General features: G+C 72.1%; 20 protein-coding genes. 14 read left to right on the top strand and 6 right to left on the bottom strand.

The window, feature by feature from the left end:
* Positions 1 to 3: 3 nt before the first annotated feature.
* The gene (locus ITJ68_RS00660; RefSeq protein WP_194659444.1) at positions 4 to 864 is read right to left on the bottom strand and encodes an NAD(P)H-binding protein; all 861 of its coding nucleotides are present in this window, start codon (positions 862 to 864) and stop codon (positions 4 to 6) included.
* An 86-nt stretch (positions 865 to 950) separates the two neighbouring features.
* Here ITJ68_RS00660 and ITJ68_RS00655 point away from each other — a divergent pair, with 86 nt between their 5' ends.
* From ITJ68_RS00655 to ITJ68_RS00640, 4 genes are read left to right on the top strand one after another with little or no spacing between them, the layout of a single operon-like run.
* Positions 951 to 1,682, top strand: coding sequence for a TetR/AcrR family transcriptional regulator (locus tag ITJ68_RS00655; RefSeq protein ID WP_194659443.1), 732 nt, complete (start codon positions 951 to 953; stop codon positions 1,680 to 1,682).
* A 55-nt stretch (positions 1,683 to 1,737) separates the two neighbouring features.
* Positions 1,738 to 4,896, top strand: a complete 3,159-nt coding sequence (locus ITJ68_RS00650; protein ID WP_323743174.1) for a GH92 family glycosyl hydrolase — start codon at positions 1,738 to 1,740, stop codon at positions 4,894 to 4,896.
* Positions 4,897 to 4,930: 34 nt separating this feature from the next.
* On the top strand, positions 4,931 to 5,206 hold the full coding sequence (locus ITJ68_RS00645) for a hypothetical protein (RefSeq protein WP_194659442.1): 276 nt from the start codon (positions 4,931 to 4,933) through the stop codon (positions 5,204 to 5,206).
* A 33-nt stretch (positions 5,207 to 5,239) separates the two neighbouring features.
* A complete protein-coding gene (locus tag ITJ68_RS00640) occupies positions 5,240 to 5,479 on the top strand; it encodes a hypothetical protein (RefSeq protein WP_194659441.1) in 240 nt (79 codons plus the stop codon).
* A 3-nt stretch (positions 5,480 to 5,482) separates the two neighbouring features.
* On the opposite strand, the gene ITJ68_RS00635 is transcribed toward ITJ68_RS00640, so the two are convergent.
* Positions 5,483 to 5,953 carry a MarR family winged helix-turn-helix transcriptional regulator gene (locus tag ITJ68_RS00635; protein WP_194659440.1) on the bottom strand — a complete coding sequence of 157 codons (471 nt, stop codon included), beginning with the start codon at positions 5,951 to 5,953 and terminating at the stop codon, positions 5,483 to 5,485.
* A 205-nt stretch (positions 5,954 to 6,158) separates the two neighbouring features.
* Here ITJ68_RS00635 and ITJ68_RS00630 point away from each other — a divergent pair, with 205 nt between their 5' ends.
* The 3 genes from ITJ68_RS00630 (at position 6,159) to ITJ68_RS00620 (ending at position 8,657) form a co-directional block, all read left to right on the top strand.
* Entirely contained in the window at positions 6,159 to 6,812 is a 654-nt protein-coding gene (locus ITJ68_RS00630; protein WP_194659439.1) for a hypothetical protein, read from the top strand.
* 103 nt (positions 6,813 to 6,915) lie between these two features.
* The gene (locus ITJ68_RS00625) at positions 6,916 to 7,800 is read left to right on the top strand and encodes a S26 family signal peptidase (protein ID WP_194659438.1); all 885 of its coding nucleotides are present in this window, start codon (positions 6,916 to 6,918) and stop codon (positions 7,798 to 7,800) included.
* Positions 7,797 to 8,657 (top strand): LamG domain-containing protein, encoded by an 861-nt coding sequence (locus ITJ68_RS00620; RefSeq protein ID WP_323743173.1) that lies wholly within the window; start codon positions 7,797 to 7,799, stop codon positions 8,655 to 8,657. Before ITJ68_RS00625 ends, ITJ68_RS00620 begins: the two co-directional genes overlap by 4 nt.
* A gap of 135 nt (positions 8,658 to 8,792) precedes the next feature.
* Here ITJ68_RS00620 and ITJ68_RS00615 read toward each other — a convergent pair whose 3' ends face one another.
* Together ITJ68_RS00615 and ITJ68_RS00610 are read right to left on the bottom strand one after the other, a co-directional pair.
* Positions 8,793 to 9,731 carry an aldo/keto reductase gene (locus tag ITJ68_RS00615; RefSeq protein WP_194659437.1) on the bottom strand — a complete coding sequence of 313 codons (939 nt, stop codon included), beginning with the start codon at positions 9,729 to 9,731 and terminating at the stop codon, positions 8,793 to 8,795.
* A gap of 88 nt (positions 9,732 to 9,819) precedes the next feature.
* Positions 9,820 to 10,467 carry a CG0192-related protein gene (locus ITJ68_RS00610; protein WP_194659436.1) on the bottom strand — a complete coding sequence of 216 codons (648 nt, stop codon included), beginning with the start codon at positions 10,465 to 10,467 and terminating at the stop codon, positions 9,820 to 9,822.
* Between the two features lie 41 nt (positions 10,468 to 10,508).
* On the opposite strand from ITJ68_RS00610, the gene ITJ68_RS00605 reads away from it, so the two are divergent.
* Positions 10,509 to 11,327, top strand: a complete 819-nt coding sequence (locus ITJ68_RS00605; protein WP_194659435.1) for a putative RNA methyltransferase — start codon at positions 10,509 to 10,511, stop codon at positions 11,325 to 11,327.
* Positions 11,328 to 11,469: 142 nt separating this feature from the next.
* Here ITJ68_RS00605 and ITJ68_RS00600 read toward each other — a convergent pair whose 3' ends face one another.
* On the bottom strand, positions 11,470 to 11,913 hold the full coding sequence (locus tag ITJ68_RS00600; RefSeq protein ID WP_194659434.1) for a VOC family protein: 444 nt from the start codon (positions 11,911 to 11,913) through the stop codon (positions 11,470 to 11,472).
* A gap of 62 nt (positions 11,914 to 11,975) precedes the next feature.
* On the opposite strand from ITJ68_RS00600, the gene ITJ68_RS00595 reads away from it, so the two are divergent.
* Positions 11,976 to 12,935 carry a helix-turn-helix transcriptional regulator gene (locus ITJ68_RS00595; protein WP_194659433.1) on the top strand — a complete coding sequence of 320 codons (960 nt, stop codon included), beginning with the start codon at positions 11,976 to 11,978 and terminating at the stop codon, positions 12,933 to 12,935.
* 250 nt (positions 12,936 to 13,185) lie between these two features.
* Here the strand turns inward: ITJ68_RS00595 and ITJ68_RS00590 are convergent, their stop codons facing one another.
* Positions 13,186 to 13,524 (bottom strand): hypothetical protein, encoded by a 339-nt coding sequence (locus ITJ68_RS00590; protein ID WP_194659432.1) that lies wholly within the window; start codon positions 13,522 to 13,524, stop codon positions 13,186 to 13,188.
* A 129-nt stretch (positions 13,525 to 13,653) separates the two neighbouring features.
* Here ITJ68_RS00590 and ITJ68_RS19285 point away from each other — a divergent pair, with 129 nt between their 5' ends.
* From ITJ68_RS19285 to kdpC, 5 genes are read left to right on the top strand one after another with little or no spacing between them, the layout of a single operon-like run.
* Positions 13,654 to 13,788: a hypothetical protein gene (locus tag ITJ68_RS19285; protein WP_267238431.1), complete on the top strand. Its 135-nt coding sequence runs from the start codon at positions 13,654 to 13,656 to the stop codon at positions 13,786 to 13,788.
* Complete coding sequence (locus tag ITJ68_RS00585) at positions 13,785 to 13,874, top strand: potassium-transporting ATPase subunit F (protein WP_071276921.1); 90 nt, start codon at positions 13,785 to 13,787, stop codon at positions 13,872 to 13,874. Before ITJ68_RS19285 ends, ITJ68_RS00585 begins: the two co-directional genes overlap by 4 nt.
* Entirely contained in the window at positions 13,874 to 15,562 is a 1,689-nt protein-coding gene (gene kdpA, locus ITJ68_RS00580) for a potassium-transporting ATPase subunit KdpA (protein WP_194659431.1), read from the top strand. The genes ITJ68_RS00585 and kdpA overlap by 1 nt, the downstream gene beginning before the upstream one ends.
* Positions 15,559 to 17,700, top strand: coding sequence for a potassium-transporting ATPase subunit KdpB (kdpB, locus tag ITJ68_RS00575; protein ID WP_194659430.1), 2,142 nt, complete (start codon positions 15,559 to 15,561; stop codon positions 17,698 to 17,700). The genes kdpA and kdpB overlap by 4 nt, the downstream gene beginning before the upstream one ends.
* A gap of 5 nt (positions 17,701 to 17,705) precedes the next feature.
* Positions 17,706 to 18,308: a potassium-transporting ATPase subunit KdpC gene (gene kdpC, locus ITJ68_RS00570; protein ID WP_194659429.1), complete on the top strand. Its 603-nt coding sequence runs from the start codon at positions 17,706 to 17,708 to the stop codon at positions 18,306 to 18,308.
* Positions 18,309 to 18,453: the final 145 nt, after the last annotated feature.

Raw genomic sequence — 18,453 nt, 5'->3', positions numbered from 1 at the left:
CGCTCAGCGGGCGAGCGCGGCCTCGATCGCAGCGCGGACGGTGAGCGGCTCCCGACCGAGCAGCTGGCCGAGCAGCGGGTCGACCTCGTCGAACTCCCCGGCCCTGGCGCCCTGGAACATCCCGAGCAGCAGGCGTGCGGCGGGTTCCGGCGTGCCGTGGGCGATTTGCTCGGCGAGCCACTCGTCGTCGTCGGCGACGGTGCGCCGCACGGTCGTGCCGGTGACCTCGGACAGGACCCGGGCGACGTCGTCGAAGGTGACGGCGACGGTCGCGGTGAGGGCAGGGGTGGGGCCGTCGATCGTCGGACCCTGCGCGAGCAGGACGGCGTCGCCGGCGGCCAGGTCCTCGCGGGCGGTCCACGAGACCGGGCCGTCCTCGGGCAGGAGCAGCTCGCCGCGCTCGACGGCCCCGGCGATGAGCCACCCGAGGGTGTGGGCGTAGAAGCCGTTCCGCAGCGAGGTCCACGGCGTCCCGAGCTCGGCGAGCGCTGCCTCGGTCGCGGCGTGGTCGACGGCGAACGGCACGGGGGAGTCCGCCCGCGTGTCCTGGTGCGCCGTGTAGAACACCCGCTTCGCGCCGGCGTCTCTGGCTGCCCGGGCCGCGGCCGCGTGCAGGGCGACACCCTCGGGCCCGAGCGTCGAGCCGGACACGACGAGCACCCGGTCGGCGTCCGCGAACGCATGGGCCAGGGAGTCCGGGTCGGCGAAGTCGCCCTGCCGTACCCGGACGCCGAGCCCGGCGAGGTCCTGGGCCTTCGCGGTGTCGCGGACGCTCACCCCGACCTCGGACGGCGGCAGGTGGCGCAGGAGTTCGTGGACGGTGGCGGAGCCGAGTGCCCCGGTCGCGCCGGTGACGATGATCATGGTGACGCCTTTCGTGTTACCAGTGGAAACACCAGGACCGTAGCACCGATAAAGCATCGGTAACAAGGACCCGTTATCGTTGGTCCATGAGCATCGTCACGCCCGATCGCGACTCCGTGCGGGCGCGGATCGTCGACGTCGCGTCCGAGCTGCTGGCCTCCGGCGGGCCCCAGGCCGTCACGACCCGGGCCGTCGCCGCCGCGGCCGGGGTGCAGGCGCCGACGATCTACCGGCAGTTCGGCGACAAGGACGGCCTGCTCGAGGCCGTCGCGGACCAGGTCTTCGCCGCCTACGTCGCCGGCAAGACGGTGCCCGACGACGTCGACCCCGTCGAGCACCTCCGCGACTCGTTCGACGCCCACGTCACGTTCGGCCTGGCGAACCCCGGCCTGACCGCCCTGCTCTCCGACCCGCTGCGCCCCCGCTCCGACGCCGAGGACCGCGGCATCGCCGTCCTGCGCGAACGGATCCACCGCGTCGCCCTCGCCGGGCGGCTCCGCGTGCCGGAAGCCCGTGCGGTGTCGCTCGTGCACGCGATCGGCGTCGGCCTGGTCCTGGCGCTGCTCGGCACCGCGGTGGACGAGCGTGATCCGGCGCTCACCGATGCGGCGTGGGACGCGCTGGCGTCGGCGATCCTGACGGACGACGCCGAGGCGGCCCAGGTCTCCGGCACCGCCGTGGCCGGTGACGCGCGTGCTGCGGCCGTGCGGCTCGCGGCCGACGACGACGCCCTCGCCGCACTGTCCCCGGCGGAGCGTGGGCTGCTGCACGACTGGCTGGCCCGCATCGCGAGCGCCCGACCGCGAACGCCTGCCTGACCAGGGAACGCGGCCGGCGGTTTCGTCCATCCAGTGGAGCAAATAGGCTGGGGACGTGCGAGAACTGCAACGGAGCGGTGGCCCGACGACGGCCGTCGCAGCCAGGGACCATGTCGGCTTCACGTCGCTCGAGGGGCTCCTCGTCGAGCGACCAGCGGGGTCGGACACGGTCGACGCCCTCGTCCCCGGGTTCGCCGGACGGACGATCCGGTCCGGGGACCGCCTGTCCTGGGTCTGGTTCCCCGAGCGCACCCTGCCCGACGGCCAGGACGAACCCACCGAGGCCGACCTCGCCCACTTCTGGGACGCGACCGCCTTCACCCTCGACGTCGTCTTCATCGACGGCTCCCGGCTGTCCGACGACGCCCACGACCAGTACGGCGACGGCCTGACCCCGGCCGCGCAGGACGCCGCCCGCAAGCAGTGGGTGGACCAGTGGAACCGGCGCGAGGTCGACCTCGCCTCCGTCACGGGGCGCGTCGTCGACCGCCTGGAGGCCCGGCTCGGCTCCGCCACGCCCGCTGCGGACACGGACGTCGACACGCCCTCGCCCGCCCTCCGCGGCTGGCTCGACGACGTCCGGATCGAGGCACCACGTCGACCCGCGCCCACCCGTCCCCTCGACCACGTCCGCACCACCCGCGGCACGCAGGCGTCGTCCCGGTTCTCCCGCGGCAACAACGCCCCGCTCGTCGGGCTGCCGCACGGCGGGGTCTTCGGCCTGCCGATGACCGACGCCGCCAGCAACCGGTGGCCGTACGCGTACCAGGAGCACAACCGCGCGAGCGACAACCGCCCCGCGATCCAGGCCTTCGCCACGAGCCACATCCCGTCGCCGTGGATGGGGGACCGCGGGGTGTTCCAGGTGATGCCCTCCCCGCTGGCACAGCCCGAGGTCGACCGCACCGCCCGGGCACTGGCCTTCGACCACGACGACGAGCTCGACGGCCCGCACCGCTACCGCGTGGCGCTCGAGCACGGCGTGACCGCGGAGATGACCCCGGGGGAGTTCGCCCTCGGCTTCCGCTTCACCGGGGTGCGGAGCATCGTGCTCGACCACCACGGCCGGCTGCTCGACTGCACCGTCCGGGTCGAGGCCGACGGCACCGGGGTCGTCGACGCACACCTCGACGACCGCCCCGGCACCCCCTCGCACTTCGTGCACGTGCGGGTCCCCGGCGTGACGGAGGACCACACCGCGGTCACGGACGGCGTGCTGGCGGGGTGGTTCACCGTCGCCGGGGACACCGACGTGCTGCTCGGCATCTCGACCGTCTCGCCCGAGGACGCCCGCGCGAACCTCGACGCCGCCGGCCCGTTCGACACGATGCGCGCCCGGGCCGAGGCCGCGTGGGAGTCCGAGCTCGCGACGCTCGAGGTCGAGGGCGCCACCGACGACCAGCTGACCTCGCTCTACTCGGGCCTGTACCGGCTGTTCCTCTACCCGAACCGTGCCGGCGAGACCGCGCTCACGGGCAGCCCACGGCATCGCTCCCCGTACGGCGCCGTGCTCGCGGAGCCGATCCGGGACGAGCCCGGCCCCGAGGTCGTCGACACCGCGATGACGACCACGAACGGCTTCTGGGACACCTACCGCACGGCCTGGCCGCTGCTCGGGCTCCTCACCCCCGACACCGCGGCCGACCTCGCGCAGGGGTTCGTCGAGCACTTCCACGACGGCGGCTGGACCCCGCGCTGGAGTGCCCCCGGCGCCGAGGACTGCATGACCGGCACCACGAGCGACACCGTCTTCGGCGACCTCGTCGCGAAGGGCGTCGACGGCTTCGACGTGGAGCAGGCCCACCGGAGCGCGGTGAAGAACGCGACCGTCCCCCCGCGTGACGAGCGTGTGGGACGCAAGGGGAGCCTCCCGGGCGCCTTCCGCGGCCACGTCGACACCGACACCGCCGAGGGGATGTCCTGGACCCTGGACGCCGCGATCAACGACTGGAGCATCGCGGTGCTCGCCACCGCGCTGGCGGACCGCACCACCGACCCCGCCGACGAGGAGCGGTACCGCGCCGAGGCCGAGTGGTTCGCCCGGCGGTCCCTGCAGTACCGGAACGTCTTCGACCGCCGCCGCGGGTTCTTCATCGGCCGGCGTCCGGACGGGCAGTGGCGCGAGGGCGAGGGCTACGACCCCGACCAGTGGGGCGGCGACTACACCGAGACGAACGCCTGGGGCACGATGTTCACCGCCCCGCACGACGGCGCCGGGATCGTCGACCTGCACGGCGGTCCGGAGCGCTTCGACGCCGCCGTCGACCGCTTCTTCGCGACCCAGGAGACCGGTTCGACCGACCGTGCCGGGCACTACGGCTTCGCCATCCACGAGATGACCGAGGCCCGCGACGTCCGCATGGGCATGCTCGGGCTGTCGAACCAGCCCGCGCACCACATCCCCTTCTTCCCGATGTTCACCGGCCGCCACGACGACGCGCACCGCGTCGTCCGGCAGGCAGTGGACCGGCTGTTCGTCGGCTCGGACCTCGGCCAGGGGTACCCGGGCGACGAGGACAACGGCGAGATGAGTGCCTGGTACGTCTTCGCGACGGTCGGGCTGTACCCGCTGGCACCGGCGAGCGGGTCGTACGTGATCGTGCCGCCGTCGGTCCGGCGGGCGGTGCTGCGACCGGTCGGAGGCTCGCCCACCGTCATCGAGACCGCCGGCGTCGGTCGGTTCGTCGCCTCGGTGGCCGTGGACGGGGAGCCCTGGACGTCCGTGAGCATCCCGCACGCGGTGGTGGTCGGGGCGTCGCGGATCGTCGTGTCGCTGTCGTCGTCGCCGACCGGGTGGGCGTCGGGCACGCGGCCCGTCTCGGCGTCCGAGGTGCACGGGTACCGGGACACCCCGGTTGACGTCCTGCCCGTCGGGGCCTCGCCGCTGACGGACGACACCGGGCGCACCGTGACGGCGCTCGCCGCGGGGGGCGTCGTGGAGGTGCCGGTGTCCGTCGGGTCCGCGTCGCTGTACACGGTGACCGTCGCCGCTGCCGGGACGTACTCGTGGGAGGTCGCGCTCGGGGACCCGGGCGCGGATCCGGGTCCGGGTCCTGACGCTGGCTCGGTCGTCGTGACGGATGCCGTCTTCGACTGGGCCGGGCAGACGCGGGTGTTCCGTCTCCGTGGTGGCGGGTCGGTCTTCCGGTTCACGGCGGTCACGGACGTCGAGCTCACGCAGCTCGAGCTCATCGCGTCCGACGGACAGCGTTGACCTGTCGTTCACCCGGCCGGAGCATGCTCACCCCATGTCGATGAGCGCACCGTTCGATCCGGAACAGCAGGGCAGTGACGTCCCCGTGGACGGCTCGGACGCCTCCGAGCTCGAGGTCGAGGAGGGGCGGAGTGCTGCGGAGTCCGGGACCGTCTCGACGTCGGAGGAGGCGGACGCGTCCGCGGAGCGCCTCCACGACGAGGACGAAGCGGGCGGTGGCCCCGTGTTCCGCCGGCCGCAGCCCGGTGACCGGATGGACGCGGCTGACCTCTCCGAGGAGCTGTCGGAGGACAGCGAGCTCGACTCCTAGGCTCCGCTCATCGGCGGCGGGCATGCTCGTCGCATGTCGATGAGCAGTGCGTTCGATCCGTCCAAGGGCCGCGCCATCCCCGAGGACCAGGTGACCGAGGACGGTCTCGAACTCGACGAGGACCCGGCACACGGGCTCGACATCGAGGTCGAGGTGGTCAGCCGCGCGGCCGCGGACCCCGCGGCCCCGGCGTTGTTCCTCGCACCGATGGGGTCACCGTCACCGGCGTCCGTGCCGTCCTCGTCCGCGCTGCCGGAGGCCGACGGGGAGTAGCGGTCAGGCGCCGTCGGTGTCCTTCGCGGCGGAGATGGCGGCCGCCTGCTGCAGCAGGCCGTTCGCGATGTCGCTCAGCGCGTGGAGCAGGTCCTCGGACCCGGCGCCGTCCACCGTCCGGAGCACGTCGGCGTAGCGCTGCCGGACCTCGGCGACCAGGGCCGTGCCCGCGGCACTGAGCACGAGGTGCGAGCCCCGGCGGTCGTTCGGGTTGCGCTGGCGTTCGACGAAGCCGGCCGCGGAGAGCCGGTCGACCATGTTCGTCACCGCACCCGAGGTCAGCCCGAGGTAGCCGGCCACCTCGGTCGGGGTCGAGTACCCGGTGTCGCTGATCAGGGTGAGGGCGCGGAGGGCGCTCTCGTGGATGCCGGCGCGGGCGCTCACCTGCGTGACGACGCTCGCGTTCGCGCGCACGACCGCGTCGAACGCAGCGATGAGCTCGCTGCCGTCGCCGTCCAGTCGTCCGGGCTCCATGTCCGTCTCCCCCTCGATGTCTCGTCGCCGGACACTACACGGCACTGTGCAAGAACGGTGGCGCAGCGCTGGCGTCCCCATTGCGGTGCCCCCTGCTCTGGGGACGGGCGCGGGGTAGCGGGTGTGTGAACGGTTGACTATCTTGATGATTAAGCAATCGCACCCCGCGGTGGCTCTCCCAGAATCCCGAACATCGAGGTACCCCGTGTCGAACCCGCTCCGCGTCTCCCCGTTGAAGCGCCTCCGCTTTGCGCCCGTCGCGCTCACCGCGGGCATCTTCGCAGCCGTCCTGCTCTCCCTCTCCCTCACCGGTACCCTCTCCGGGTTCGCGGCGAGCATCACCAACACGAGCAACACCGCCGCCACCGGCACCCTGATCATGCAGGAGCAGAACGCCGGCGCGACGGTCACCTGCCTCAGCACCGACGCCGGTTCGGTCTCCACCAACTCCGCGTCCTGCTCCACGATCAACAAGTTCGGCGGCAGCACCACGATGACCCCGGGCAACGTCGTCAACACGGCGATCTCGATCAAGAACACCGGCACCGCCGCCGCGAGCACCTTCACGCTGACCCCGGGCGCCACCTGCACCCAGTCGGCCAACGGCACGGCCAACGGCACCGCGACCGACCTGTGCGCCAAGATGAACCTCGTCATCACCTCGGGTTCCACCACGGTCTTCTCCGGCACGCTCGCCTCCTTCAAGGGCGCCGCTGCCTCCGCCTTCACGATGCCCGCCGCCCCCGCAGCCGGTGCGTCCACCCCGTTCAACTTCGCCGTCTCGCTGGACTCCAGCGCCGGCAACACCTACCAGGGCCTCGCCGCTTCGGTGCCGATGACCTGGACCTTCACCGCCTGATCCACCCCCACCGGACGACGTCCCGCTCGCTGATCGCGACCGGGACGTCGTCCGCCCCCGTCCACCGCCACCGCACCCGGCCCGACCAGAGAGGCAGCAGACCATGAGCCAGACCACGGCCATCCCGCTGAGCGGCACGCTCAGCCGTCCGCAGCTCGGCGGGCACGCGGCGACGCGGACCGAGTCGATGACCGCCTGGACCGTCGCGGTCATCGCCGGGCTCCTGCTCGCAGCTGCCGCGGTCTTCCTCGGGAGCGGTGGGCGCTGGTTCGTCGTCGAGACGCCCTCGATGGGTCAGGCGGCACCGGTCGGCACCCTGGTCCTCGACCTGCCGGTCACCGTCTCCTCGCTCGCGGTCGGCGACGTCGTCTCGTTCGAGACCAGCGCGAACCCGGGCGTCACGTACACGCACCGCATCATCGAGATCGACCGCGACGGTGGCATCCACACCCGCGGCGACGTGAACGGCGCCACCGACCCGTGGACGCTCACGCAGGAGAACATCGTCGGCGCACCGATCGCCCTGGTGCCGCACCTCGGCTGGCTGCTCCGCGCGGCTCCACTGCTGATGATCGGGACCCTGCTCATCTGGGTCCTCACCAGCCCCTTCACCGACAAGGTCACGCGGTCGTCGCTCCGCATCGCGGGGTCGGCCCTCACCGTGTCCTACGCGGCGTTCGTCCTCAAGCCGTTCGTGAACATCACGACGATCTCGAACACGTCCTCCGCGCACGACGTCGAGGCGACGATCATCTCCTCGGGCATGTTCCCGGTCCGGGTCGACGCGCACGGCGGCAACACCGTGCACCTCGTCGACGGCGAGGTCGGCCGCGTCACGATCCACGAGCTGACGAAGACCGGCCACTACCAACTGACGTCGAACATCGACCTCGACCCCATGGGCTGGGTGCTCCTCATCGCACTGTGCCTGATCCCGCTGGTCTGCTGCCTGATGGTCGGCCGCGTCGAGACGGTGCGTGCCGCGTGAACCTGCACCGCCTGCGCGACGGCAAGGTCGTCGCCCTCCTGCTCGTCATGGCCCTCGCGGTCGTCGTCCTGCTCAACCAGTTCGCCCCCACCCGCTCCGGCTTCAGCGCGCAGATCGCGAACAGCGCCAACTCCGCCGGCACCGCCGCGTCGAACACCTGCACCGGCCAGGTCGGCTTCGACGCCGCTGCCGCGAAGGCGCTCTTCGCGTACAAGTTCACCGAGACGACGGGCTCCACCGTCGCCGCGGACTTCTCCGGCAAGGCCGCCAACGGCACCTACCAGGGTCCGATGGTCGCCAGCACGCCGAGCCCGATCGCGTGCCCGCGTGATCCCGGCACGTCGTGGCTGCTCAACGGGTCGTCGAACTTCGTCTCGACGCCGGCACTCCAGCAGAACCCGACGACCTTCAGCGAAGAGGTCTGGTTCCGCACGACCGTCGCGGGTGGGCTCCTGATCGGGTTCGGCGGCAGCCAGGTGTCGGTGTCCGGGCAGCACGACCGCCAGGTCTACCTCAACACCAGCGGCCAGCTCGTGTTCGGCACGTACAACAACGGCACGCAGGTCGTCACGTCACCGAAGGCGTACAACGACGGCACCTGGCACCACGTCGTCGCGACCATGTCCGCCGCGACCGGGATGGCGCTCTACGTCGACGGCGCGGTCGTCGCCTCGAACGCCAAGTACACCGTGCCGGAGCCGGGCAACGGCTACTGGCGCATCGGGTACGACACGGTCTCCGGCTGGCCCGGGTCCGGGTCGAACTACTACTTCACCGGCTCGATGCGCTTCGCCGCGGTCTACGGTTCGGTCCTCACCGCGACCCAGGTGTCGAGCCACTACGCCGCCGGGCGCTGACCGTCCCCGGGCTCGCCGAGCACTGGTCACAGCCCCGCCGACACCCGGCCAGCCATCCCTGGGAGGCTCGTGACCTGGCAGGTCTCCACGAGCCTCCCGGCCTGGTCCGCCCCGACGTCCTGAACGCGGACCGACTCAGGGAACGACGTGCCCCGCGGCGGTGAGCACGCGGTACCACTCCTCGCGGCTGAGCTCGATGTCCGACCCGGCTGCCGAGTCGCGCACGCGCTGCGGGTTCGTCGTGCCGAGGACGACCTGGAAGTGCGCGGGGTGGCGGGTGATCCACGCGACGGCGATCCCGGTCGGGGTGGCGCCGTGGGCCGTCGCCAGCTCCTCGAGCACGTCGTTCAGCTCCGCGTACTGCTCGCGGTCGCCGAGGAAGACGCCGTCGAAGAAGCCCTTCTGGAACGGCGACCAGGCCTGCAGGGTCACGTCGTTCAGGCGCGAGTAGTTGAGGATGTCGTTGTCACGGTCGACGGCCTGGTCGAGGCCGCCCATGTTCGCGACGAGGCCCTGCGTGATGACGTTCGCGTGCGTGATGCTCAGCTGGACCTGGTTGAAGGCGAGCGGCTGCTGCACGGACTTCTTCAGCAGCTCGACCTGCCCGGGGGTGTGGTTCGAGACGCCGAAGTGGTGCACCTTGCCGGCAGCGTGCAGTTCGTCGAAGGCCTTGGCGACCTCCTCCGGCTCCACGAGGGCGTCGGGGCGGTGCAGCAGCAGGACGTCGATGAAGTCGGTGCGCAGGGCGGTGAGCGACTCCTCGACCGAGGACATGATGTGCTCGTACGAGAAGTCGAAGTACGCGCCGGTGCTCGTCGGGCGGATGCCGACCTTGGTCTGCAGCACGATCTCGGCGCGCTCGGCCGGGGACAGCGTGACCGCGGCGCCGAAGCGCTCCTCGCAGCCGTGCCAGCCGCCGTAGACGGCCGCGTGGTCGAACATCGTCACGCCCGCGTCGCGGGAGGCCGCGTACAACGCGCGGATCTCCTCGTCGCTCATGTCGTTGATCCGCATCAGGCCGACGACGACGTCGGATGCGGTGAGGTCCGTCTGTGGCAACTCCAGTGTCTTCACGCGGACGATCCTGCCAGCTGCTCGACGCCCCAGACAGGCCCTGCCGGTACCCGCCGCGGGCGGCTGGGCACACGGCGCCCGTCCGGGCTCAGGCGCGCAGGACGGCCACGGCGGTGGGCTCGGAACCGGCCCAGGTCGCCGTGAGCACGGCCCCGTCGGACGCCTGCGACGTCTCCGGCATGCCCGCCCCGACCACACGCAGCACCACGAGGTCGCCGTGTCCCGTCGACACCGTGCTGGTCGTCCCCACGGTCACGACGTCCACGGCCGAGACGGTGGGGGAGTCCGCGTCGGACCCGCTGCCCACCGCGGTGCCCTCCTTCGCCGGGGCCGGACCGCCCTCACCCGGCGCTGCCTCCAGGTCGGCCTCGTGCCCACCGGTCGCGATCGCGCGCCGGAGGACGTCCGCGTACACCGGGTCGCCCACCGCGTCGTAGACCCACCGGCGCCCGAGCACCGAGTGGTGCATCTCGGTCACCAGGAAGGCCTCGGCGCCCGGCAGCGGCGCACCCCGGTAGGTGAGCGGTACGTGCAGCACGGGCCCGTCCCCGACCCGCACCAGGTACGTCTCCACGCCCACTTCACCGTCCGGGTCGTCGAACCGGAAGCGTCCCAGCGCCACGAGCGAGCCGGCCGACGCGTCCGGGTCGACCCCGCTCCACGGCTGTGACGGCAGCCACGCGGCGATCGCGTCGGTCTTCGACGGGCGGAGTTCGGCGTTGTGGATGACGGCCATGCCCCGACCGTAGCGGCCCCGTGCGCCCGTACGCTGGTCCGGTGCGCGACGACCTGCTCCCCGTGCTCGCCTGCCCCGTCTGCCGCGAGCCCCTCGCCCGCACCGGCAGCGGCCAGGCCGGCTGCGCGAACGGGCACCGGTTCGACGAGGCCAAGCAGGGCCACCTCACCCTCCTGCCCGCCAAGCGCCGCGCGCTCACCGCGGACACCCCGGAGATGGTGGACGCCCGCATCCGCTTCCTCGGTCGCGGCCACTACGCGCCCGTCGAGCGGGCGCTCGCCGCGGTCGTCGGGGCAACCGAGGCACCCGGCGTGGTCCTCGACGTCGGGGCCGGCCCCGGCACGTACCTCGCGCACGCGCTCGACGCCGACGGCGCGGACGGGAGGCTCGGGGTCGCGCTCGACCTGTCGGCCGTCGCCGTGCGCCGCGCGGCTCGCGTCCACGCCCGGGCCGGTGCCGTGGTCGGTGACGTCACGGAGCGCCTCCCCGTGGTCGACGCCGCCGCCGCGGTCGTCCTCGACGTCTTCGCGCCGCGGAACCAGCGGGAGTACGCGCGGGTGCTGCACGCGGACGGTGTCCTGGTCGTCGTGACGCCGCGGACGGGGCACCTCGTAGAGCTCGCCGAGGCCACGATCAGCGTCGACCCCGAGAAGGAACGCCGGCTGCACGACTCCCTGACCCCGTCGTTCGTCCAGCGCTCGTCCGAGGACCTGACCTGGACGATGGACCTCGACGCGGCGGACGTCCACGACGTCGTGCACATGGGCCCGAGCCACCACCACGTCGCTCCCGACGCGGTGTTCGCCCCGACGACGGTGACGGCCGCGGTCACCGTCTCGACCTGGACGCCCACGGCCTGAGTGGAGCGACCGGGGCGTGTGGCCGCGCGACGGACGGCCATGTTCCGCGCGCACCGTGACGAATCCGGTCCACGATCCCCGAGGATCGCGAACCGGATCCGTCACCGCCCAGAAAAGGAACGGTCGTCCGAGTGCCCCGGTGTCAGCTGTCGGTCGCCGGAGCGCCGGATGCGGTGTCGGGCGCGACGTCGAGCGCCCAGATCACGCCGAAGCGGTCTCGGAGCTGCCCGGCGAGCGGTGCCCAGGCGGACGGGGCGAGCGGCTGCCGGACCTCGGCGCCCTCGGACAGGCCGTCCCAGACCGCGGTGACCTCGTCCGCGTCGTCGCCGTGCAGGTACACGTACGACGCGTTCACGCCCTGGTCCCACGGCTGGCCCGGCCAGACGTCGAACGCCATGACCCGGACGCCGTGCGCGGACTCGACCTGGCCGAACACGATCCGGTCCGCCCACGCCGGGTCGTCCGAGGCGCCCATCTGGCCGTAGGTCACCGCCGTGGCCTCGGTGCCGAGTGCTGCTGCGTAGAAGTCGAGCGCCGCCCGGGCGTCGCCGTCGAAGTTGAGGTGGGGAGTCGTGATGATCGTCATGGGCCTCACCCTGCCGGTCGAAGCGGTCAGATCGTGTCCTCTTCTCCGGTCATACTCGAGCCATGTCCGGACCGTCCTCGCGCATGCTCGCGCTGCTCTCGCTGTTGCAGGTGCGCCGCGACTGGCCGGGCGACGTCCTCGCCGAGCGCCTCGACGTCAGCCCGAGGACAGTCCGGCGTGACGTGGACCGGCTCCGCGGACTCGGCTACCGGGTCGAGGCACTCAAGGGCCCGGCCGGCGGCTACCGCCTGTCCGCCGGCTCGGAGCTCCCACCGCTGCTCTTCGACGACGAGCAGGCCGTGGCGATCGCCCTCGCCCTGGCCGTCGCTCCCGCCTCCGGTGCGGACATCGCGGAGTCGGCCGTGCGGGCACTCGCCGCGGTCCGTCAGGTGATGCCGCCGCGGCTCCGACACCGCGTCGACGCGGTCGAGGTCGTCAGCACCCCGGGCACGACGACCGTCGACCCCGAGGTCCTGGTGGCGGTGAGCGACGCCGTCCGCACGCACCAGGTCCTGCGCTTCACCTACGGCTCCGACGACCAGCACGACCGCCCGCCCCGCCGCGTCGAGCCGCACGCCGTCGTGGCGCGGAACGGCCGGTGGTACCTGCTGGCACGGGACAGCGAGGCCGGCGACGGGGACTGGCGCACCTACCGCATCGACCGGCTGCGCCCGCGGACCCCGACCGGGCGGCACTTCACCCCGAGACCGATCCCCGGCGGTGACCCGGCCGCCTTCGTCGCCGCACGCTTCAAGGGCTCGGACGTCGTCGACGCCTGGCCCTGCACGGGCACCGTCGTGCTGCACGTCCCCGCCCGTCAGGTCGCGCCGTACCTCGAGCCCGACGCCCACCTCGAGGACCTCGGCCCCGATCGCTGCCGCCTCACGCTGGGCTCCTGGTCGTGGACCGCCCTCGCAGCGAAGGCCGCCGCCTTCGACGCGGTGTTCGACGTCCTCGGCCCGCTGGAGCTCCGCGCCGCGACCCGCACGCTTGCCGACCGCCTGTCCGCTGCCGCGACCTAGGACCTGGCACCCTGCGCCGCAGGGGCATCGAGGGCGATCAACACCATCTCCCGTCGGAGGCTCCGCCGCCGCGCTGCCAATCTGCCGCGCTGCCGGACGGCCGAGTTCCGCGGGCGCCGTGATGGATCCGGTCGACGATCCCCGAGGATCGCGAACCAGATCCGTCACACGCCGGAACGGAATTCGGTATGCCGTGCCGCTGACACCTTCCCCGCGGGCCGGCTTGAGCGGCGTCGTCAGCAGCCGGTGGTCACGCTGCTGTGAACGGGCCGCCGAACCACATCGCCAGCGGAGCCAGCACGACCACCAGGCCCCCCGCGATGGTCAGGACGGCTGCCCGGCGCTCCCGACTCCGCGCCCACCCGACCGCTGCCACCACGGTCCCCGCGACGGCGACCATCCACGGCACCACGGAGATCGGCGCCACCCAGTACCAGAGCAGCAGCTGCCGTTCCTCGCCGACCAGCCACAGCGGTCCGAACACGACCCCCCAGAGCACGGCGAGCACGACGATCGCGAGCAGGAGCAATGCCAGCGAGACGGAGGCCGCGGTGTGGCCGGGTCGGGCGGACGGCGGGACGAGCACCATGCTCCCGAGCGTAGGCCGCCGCCCAGGTGTTAGCGCGGCGCATGCGTCGAGCAGTGGGGCGTCAGGGAACCGTTAGGACGGCTGGCTGACGCCGCCCCCGGGGACACCATCGTCAACGCACCCCAACCGGTGCGGCCCACGGCACCTGCCGCGGGCATCGATGACCTCCAGGAGTCCCACGTGTTCGACGTCTTCGTCGTCGCCGGTGTCCTCGCCGTGTTCGGCGTCGTGACACTGATCGCCAAGGGGGTGGAGCGACTGTGATCGCCATCACCGTCGTCGCCGCCGTCCTCGGCATCGCCGCTGTCGTGTACCTCGTCTGGGCGCTCGTGCGCCCCGAGCAGTTCTGATGGGCGGGAGCGCACAGACGTGGGCCGGCATCGCCCAGGTCGCCGTCCTCGTGCTGCTGCTCGTGGTCGCGTACCGGCCGCTCGGCGACTGGATCGCCCGCGTGTTCGAGTCCAAGCACCACGGCCGGGTCGAACGGGTCGTGTACCGGCTCATCGGCGTCGAGCCCGACGCCGAGCAGTCCTGGCCGGCCTACCTCCGCGGCGTGCTGCTCATCAGCGTCGTCGGCGTGCTGCTCGTCTACCTCCTGCAGCGCATCCAGGTCGTCCTGCCGGGTGACCTCGGGCTGCCGGCCGTCGGCCCGTCGCTCGCGTTCAACACGGCGGCGTCGTTCGTCTCCAACACGAACTGGCAGTCCTACTCGCCGGAGGTCACCCTCGGGTACTCCGTGCAGATGGCCGGCCTCGCCGTGCAGAACTTCCTGTCGGCAGCCGTGGGCCTCGCGGTCGCCGTGGCCCTGGTGCGCGGGTTCGCCCGGCGCAACACCGGCACGCTCGGCAACGTCTGGGTCGACGTCGTGCGCGGCACGGGCCGGCTGCTCCTGCCGCTGTCCTTCGTGTTCGCACTCGTCCTGGTCGCGGGCGGTGTCATCCAGTCCTGGGGCGCCGGCACCGACGTCACGACGTTGACCGGCGGCACCCAGCACATCCCGGACGGCTTCGTCGCCTCGCAGGAGGCCATCAAGCTCCTCGGCACGAACGGTGGCGGCTACTTCAACGCGAACTCAGCGCACCCGTTCGAGAACCCGCAGGCGTGGACGAGCCTCCTCGAGGTCTTCCTCATGCTCGTCATCCCGTTCTCCCTGCCGCGGGCCTTCGGCCGGATGGTCGGCGACCACCGCCAGGGCTACGCGATCCTCGCCGTGATGGGCGCGATCTTCCTCGTGTCCCTGTCGGCGATGTCGATCGCCGAACTCGCCGGCGGCGGCGTGGCCACCCACGCTGCCGGTGCCGCGATGGAGGGCAAGGAGGTCCGCTTCGGCATCCTCGGCTCCACGCTGTTCGGCACGACGTCGACCGCCACCTCGACCGGGGCCGTGAACGCCATGTTCGACAGCTTCACCCCGCTCGGCGGCATGATGGCGATGCTGAACATGATGCTCGGCGAGGTCACCCCCGGCGGCGTCGGGTCCGGTCTGTACGGCATGCTCGTCCTCGCCGTGATCACGGTGTTCATCGGCGGGCTGCTCGTCGGCCGCACGCCGGAGTACCTCGGCAAGAAGATCCGCGCGAAGGAGATGACCTTCGCCGCGCTCTACATCCTGGTCACCCCGACCGTGGTCCTGCTCGGGACGGCGCTCTCGCTCGTCATCCCCGGCGTCCGCGAGCAGGTCCTCGGCACGTCGGTCTTCAACCCCGGCAACCACGGCCTGTCCGAGCTGCTCTACGCCTTCACCAGCGCCGGCAACAACAACGGCTCGGCCTTCGGCGGTCTGACCGCGAACACGACGTGGATGAACTCCGCGCTCGGCGTCGCGATGCTGCTCGGTCGCTTCGTGCCGATGGTCTTCGTCCTGGCGCTCGCCGGGTCGCTCGCCAAGCAGGAGAAGGTCCCCGCCACGGTCGGGACCCTGCCCACGCACCGGCCGCTGTTCATCGGCCTGCTCGGTGGCGTCGCCGTCATCGTCACCGCACTCACGTACTTCCCGGTGCTCGCACTGGGACCCCTCGCAGAAGGACTGGTTCGATGACCATCGAGACCTCCGAACCGGAGGTGACCGCGGCCTCCCGGCCGGCCACCCGCTCATCCGCCTTCGGGCCCCGTCAACTGGTGGCGGGCCTCCCGGGCGCGTTCCGCAAGCTCGACCCGCGGCTCATGTGGAAGAACCCCGTCATGTTCATCGTGGAGGTGGGCGCGGCCCTGACGACGGTCACCGCCGTCGTCGAGCCCTTCACCCGGTCTGGAGGCTCGGCGGAGTCCGCCGCGCCCGTCCCGTCCTCCTTCACCATCGCGATCGCCGTCTGGCTCTGGTTGACCGTCGTGTTCGCCAACCTGGCGGAGTCCGTCGCGGAGGGCCGGGGCAAGGCCCAGGCCGACACCCTGCGGAAGACCCGCTCGACCACGAGCGCGCGCCGCGTCATCGACTACTCCGCTGCCGACCCGGCGGCCGTCGTGAACGCCACGGAGGACGTCGCGTCCGTCGACCTCGCCAAGGGCGACGTCGTCGTGGTGGTCGCCGGCGAGGTGGTGCCAGGTGACGGCGACGTGATCGACGGCATCGCCTCGGTCGACGAGTCCGCCGTCACGGGGGAGTCCGCGCCGGTGATCCGCGAGTCCGGTGGTGACCGCAGCGCCGTCACGGGCGGCACCCGGGTGCTGTCGGACCGCGTCGTGGTGCGCATCACCTCGACCCCCGGTGAGACCTTCATCGACCGGATGATCCGGCTCGTCGAGGGCGCTGCCCGGCAGAAGACGCCGAACGAGATCGCGCTGAACATCCTGCTCGCGTCGCTGTCGATCGTCTTCGTCATCGTCTGCCTGACGATGCAGCCCATCGCCGGCATGGTCGGTGCGACGGTCAGCATCACGGTGCTCATCGCCCTGCTCGTCTGCCTCATCCCGACCACCATCGGCGCCCTGCTCTCCGCGATCGGCATCGCCGGCATGGACCGGCTCGTGCAGCACAACGTGCTCGCGATGTCGGGCCGCGCGGTCGAGGCCGCCGGTGACATCACCACGCTGCTCCTCGACAAGACCGGCACGATCACGTACGGCAACCGCCGGGCCTCCCGCGTGGTGCCCGTGCCCGGGGTGACCGAGGCCGAGCTGATGGCGGCCGCCGCACTGTCGAGCGCTGCCGACGGCACGCCCGAGGGCCGGTCGATCGTGGACCTGGCGAGCGCTGCCGGGATCACGACGCCCCTGCCCGAGGGCGGGGTCGAGGTGCCGTTCACCGCGCAGACGCGCATGTCCGGCGTCGACCTGCCCGACGGCTCCTCGGTGCGCAAGGGTGCCGCGGCAGCAGTGCTGGCGTGGGCTGACACCTCCGATGCCGGTCTCGTCGCGGCCGTCGACGCCACGGTCGCGGAGATCTCCGACCAGGGCGGCACCCCGCTCGTGGTCGGTCGGCGATCGGCGTCCGGCGCGGTCGCGCTGCTCGGTGTCGTGCACCTCAAGGACGTCGTGAAGGACGGTCTGGCGGAGCGCTTCGGCGAGCTGCGGTCGATGGGCATCCGCACGGTGATGATCACCGGCGACAACCCCCGCACCGCGAAGGCGATCGCCGCCGAGGCCGGTGTCGACGACTACCTCGCCGAGGCCACCCCGGAGGACAAGCTCGCGCTCATCCGCCGGGAGCAGGAGGGCGGCAACCTCGTCGCGATGACGGGCGACGGCACGAACGACGCCCCGGCCCTGGCGCAGGCGGACGTCGGCGTCGCGATGAACACCGGGACGACCGCGGCGAAGGAGGCCGGCAACATGGTCGACCTCGACTCGGACCCGACGAAGCTCATCGACGTCGTCCGGATCGGCAAGCAGCTGCTCATCACCCGCGGGGCACTGACCACGTTCTCGATCGCCAACGACGTCGCGAAGTACTTCGCGATCATCCCGGCGATGTTCCAGGCCGTGTTCCCGGGCCTCGCTGCGCTCAACGTCATGGGCCTGCACAGCCCGGCGTCGGCGATCCTGTCGGCGATCATCTTCAACGCGCTCGTCATCGTGGCGCTCATCCCGCTGTCCCTGCGTGGCGTCAAGTACCGCGCAGCCTCGGCGTCGTCGATCCTCGGCCGCAACCTGCTCGTCTACGGGCTCGGCGGCGTCATCGTCCCCTTCATCGGCATCAAGCTGATCGACCTCGTCGTCGGTCTCATCCCGGGGTTCTGAACACCATGGCATCACCACGCAGTTCCGTCCGTTCACTCGGTGTGGCCGTCCGCCTCACCGTCCTCGCCACCGTCGTGCTCGGCGTCGCCTACCCGCTCGCGGTGTTCGGCGTCGGGCAGGTCGCCTTCCACGACCAGGCCAACGGCTCGATGGTCACCGACGCGTCCGGGAAGGTCGTCGGCTCCTCCCTCATCGGGCAGGCGGTCAGCGGCAAGGACGCCGACCGTTGGTTCCAGACCCGTCCGTCGGCGGCCGGCGAGGAGGGGTACGACGCCGGTGCCTCGTCCGGGTCGAACCTCGGGCCGAGCAACCCCGACCTGACCAAGGCCATCGAGGAGCGTCGTGCGGCGGTCGCGAAGGCCGACGGGGTCGCAGCCGCCGACGTGCCCGCGGACGCGGTGACGGCGTCGGGCTCCGGCCTCGACCCGGACGTCAGCCCCGAGTACGCCCGCCTGCAGGTCGCCCGGGTGGCCGAGGCCCGGGGGCTGTCCGAGTCGCGGGTCCGTGCCCTGGTCGCCGCGCACACCGAGTCCCGCCAGCTCGGCGTCCTCGGGGGCCCCGCGGTCAACGTCCTGGAGCTGAACCTGGCCCTGGCGACGCTGTCCTGACCCGGGGACCCCTTCCGTAACCCCCCACCCCCTCTGCAAGACACCGGTGTTCATCCTCCGCGCCGCGGGAAATCGCGGTGCGACCGACGAACACCGGTGTTCTGCGAAGGGGCCCGCCCGCACCACCACCACGACCACGGCAGCA

This window comes from Curtobacterium sp. VKM Ac-1395, assembly GCF_015350975.1.
Classification (GTDB): Bacteria; Actinomycetota; Actinomycetes; order Actinomycetales; family Microbacteriaceae; genus Curtobacterium.
The sequence above is the reverse complement of the archived record's forward strand: the minus strand, read 5'-3'. Positions and strand labels throughout refer to the sequence as shown.

Coding starts and splice junctions, on each gene's coding strand:
- ITJ68_RS00660 (WP_194659444.1), bottom strand. CDS start 864: ATGATCATCGTCACCGGCGCGACCGGGGCACTCGGCTCCGCCACCGTC.
- ITJ68_RS00645 (WP_194659442.1), top strand. CDS start 4,931: ATGTCGATGAGCGCACCGTTCGATCCGGAACAGCAGGGCAGTGACGTC.
- ITJ68_RS00590 (WP_194659432.1), bottom strand. CDS start 13,524: ATGGTGCTCGTCCCGCCGTCCGCCCGACCCGGCCACACCGCGGCCTCC.
- kdpA (WP_194659431.1), top strand. CDS start 13,874: ATGGGCGGGAGCGCACAGACGTGGGCCGGCATCGCCCAGGTCGCCGTC.
- ITJ68_RS00595 (WP_194659433.1), top strand. CDS start 11,976: ATGTCCGGACCGTCCTCGCGCATGCTCGCGCTGCTCTCGCTGTTGCAG.
- ITJ68_RS00610 (WP_194659436.1), bottom strand. CDS start 10,467: ATGGCCGTCATCCACAACGCCGAACTCCGCCCGTCGAAGACCGACGCG.
- kdpC (WP_194659429.1), top strand. CDS start 17,706: ATGGCATCACCACGCAGTTCCGTCCGTTCACTCGGTGTGGCCGTCCGC.
- ITJ68_RS00635 (WP_194659440.1), bottom strand. CDS start 5,953: ATGGAGCCCGGACGACTGGACGGCGACGGCAGCGAGCTCATCGCTGCG.
- ITJ68_RS00655 (WP_194659443.1), top strand. CDS start 951: ATGAGCATCGTCACGCCCGATCGCGACTCCGTGCGGGCGCGGATCGTC.
- kdpB (WP_194659430.1), top strand. CDS start 15,559: ATGACCATCGAGACCTCCGAACCGGAGGTGACCGCGGCCTCCCGGCCG.
- ITJ68_RS00600 (WP_194659434.1), bottom strand. CDS start 11,913: ATGACGATCATCACGACTCCCCACCTCAACTTCGACGGCGACGCCCGG.
- ITJ68_RS00640 (WP_194659441.1), top strand. CDS start 5,240: ATGTCGATGAGCAGTGCGTTCGATCCGTCCAAGGGCCGCGCCATCCCC.
- ITJ68_RS00625 (WP_194659438.1), top strand. CDS start 6,916: ATGAGCCAGACCACGGCCATCCCGCTGAGCGGCACGCTCAGCCGTCCG.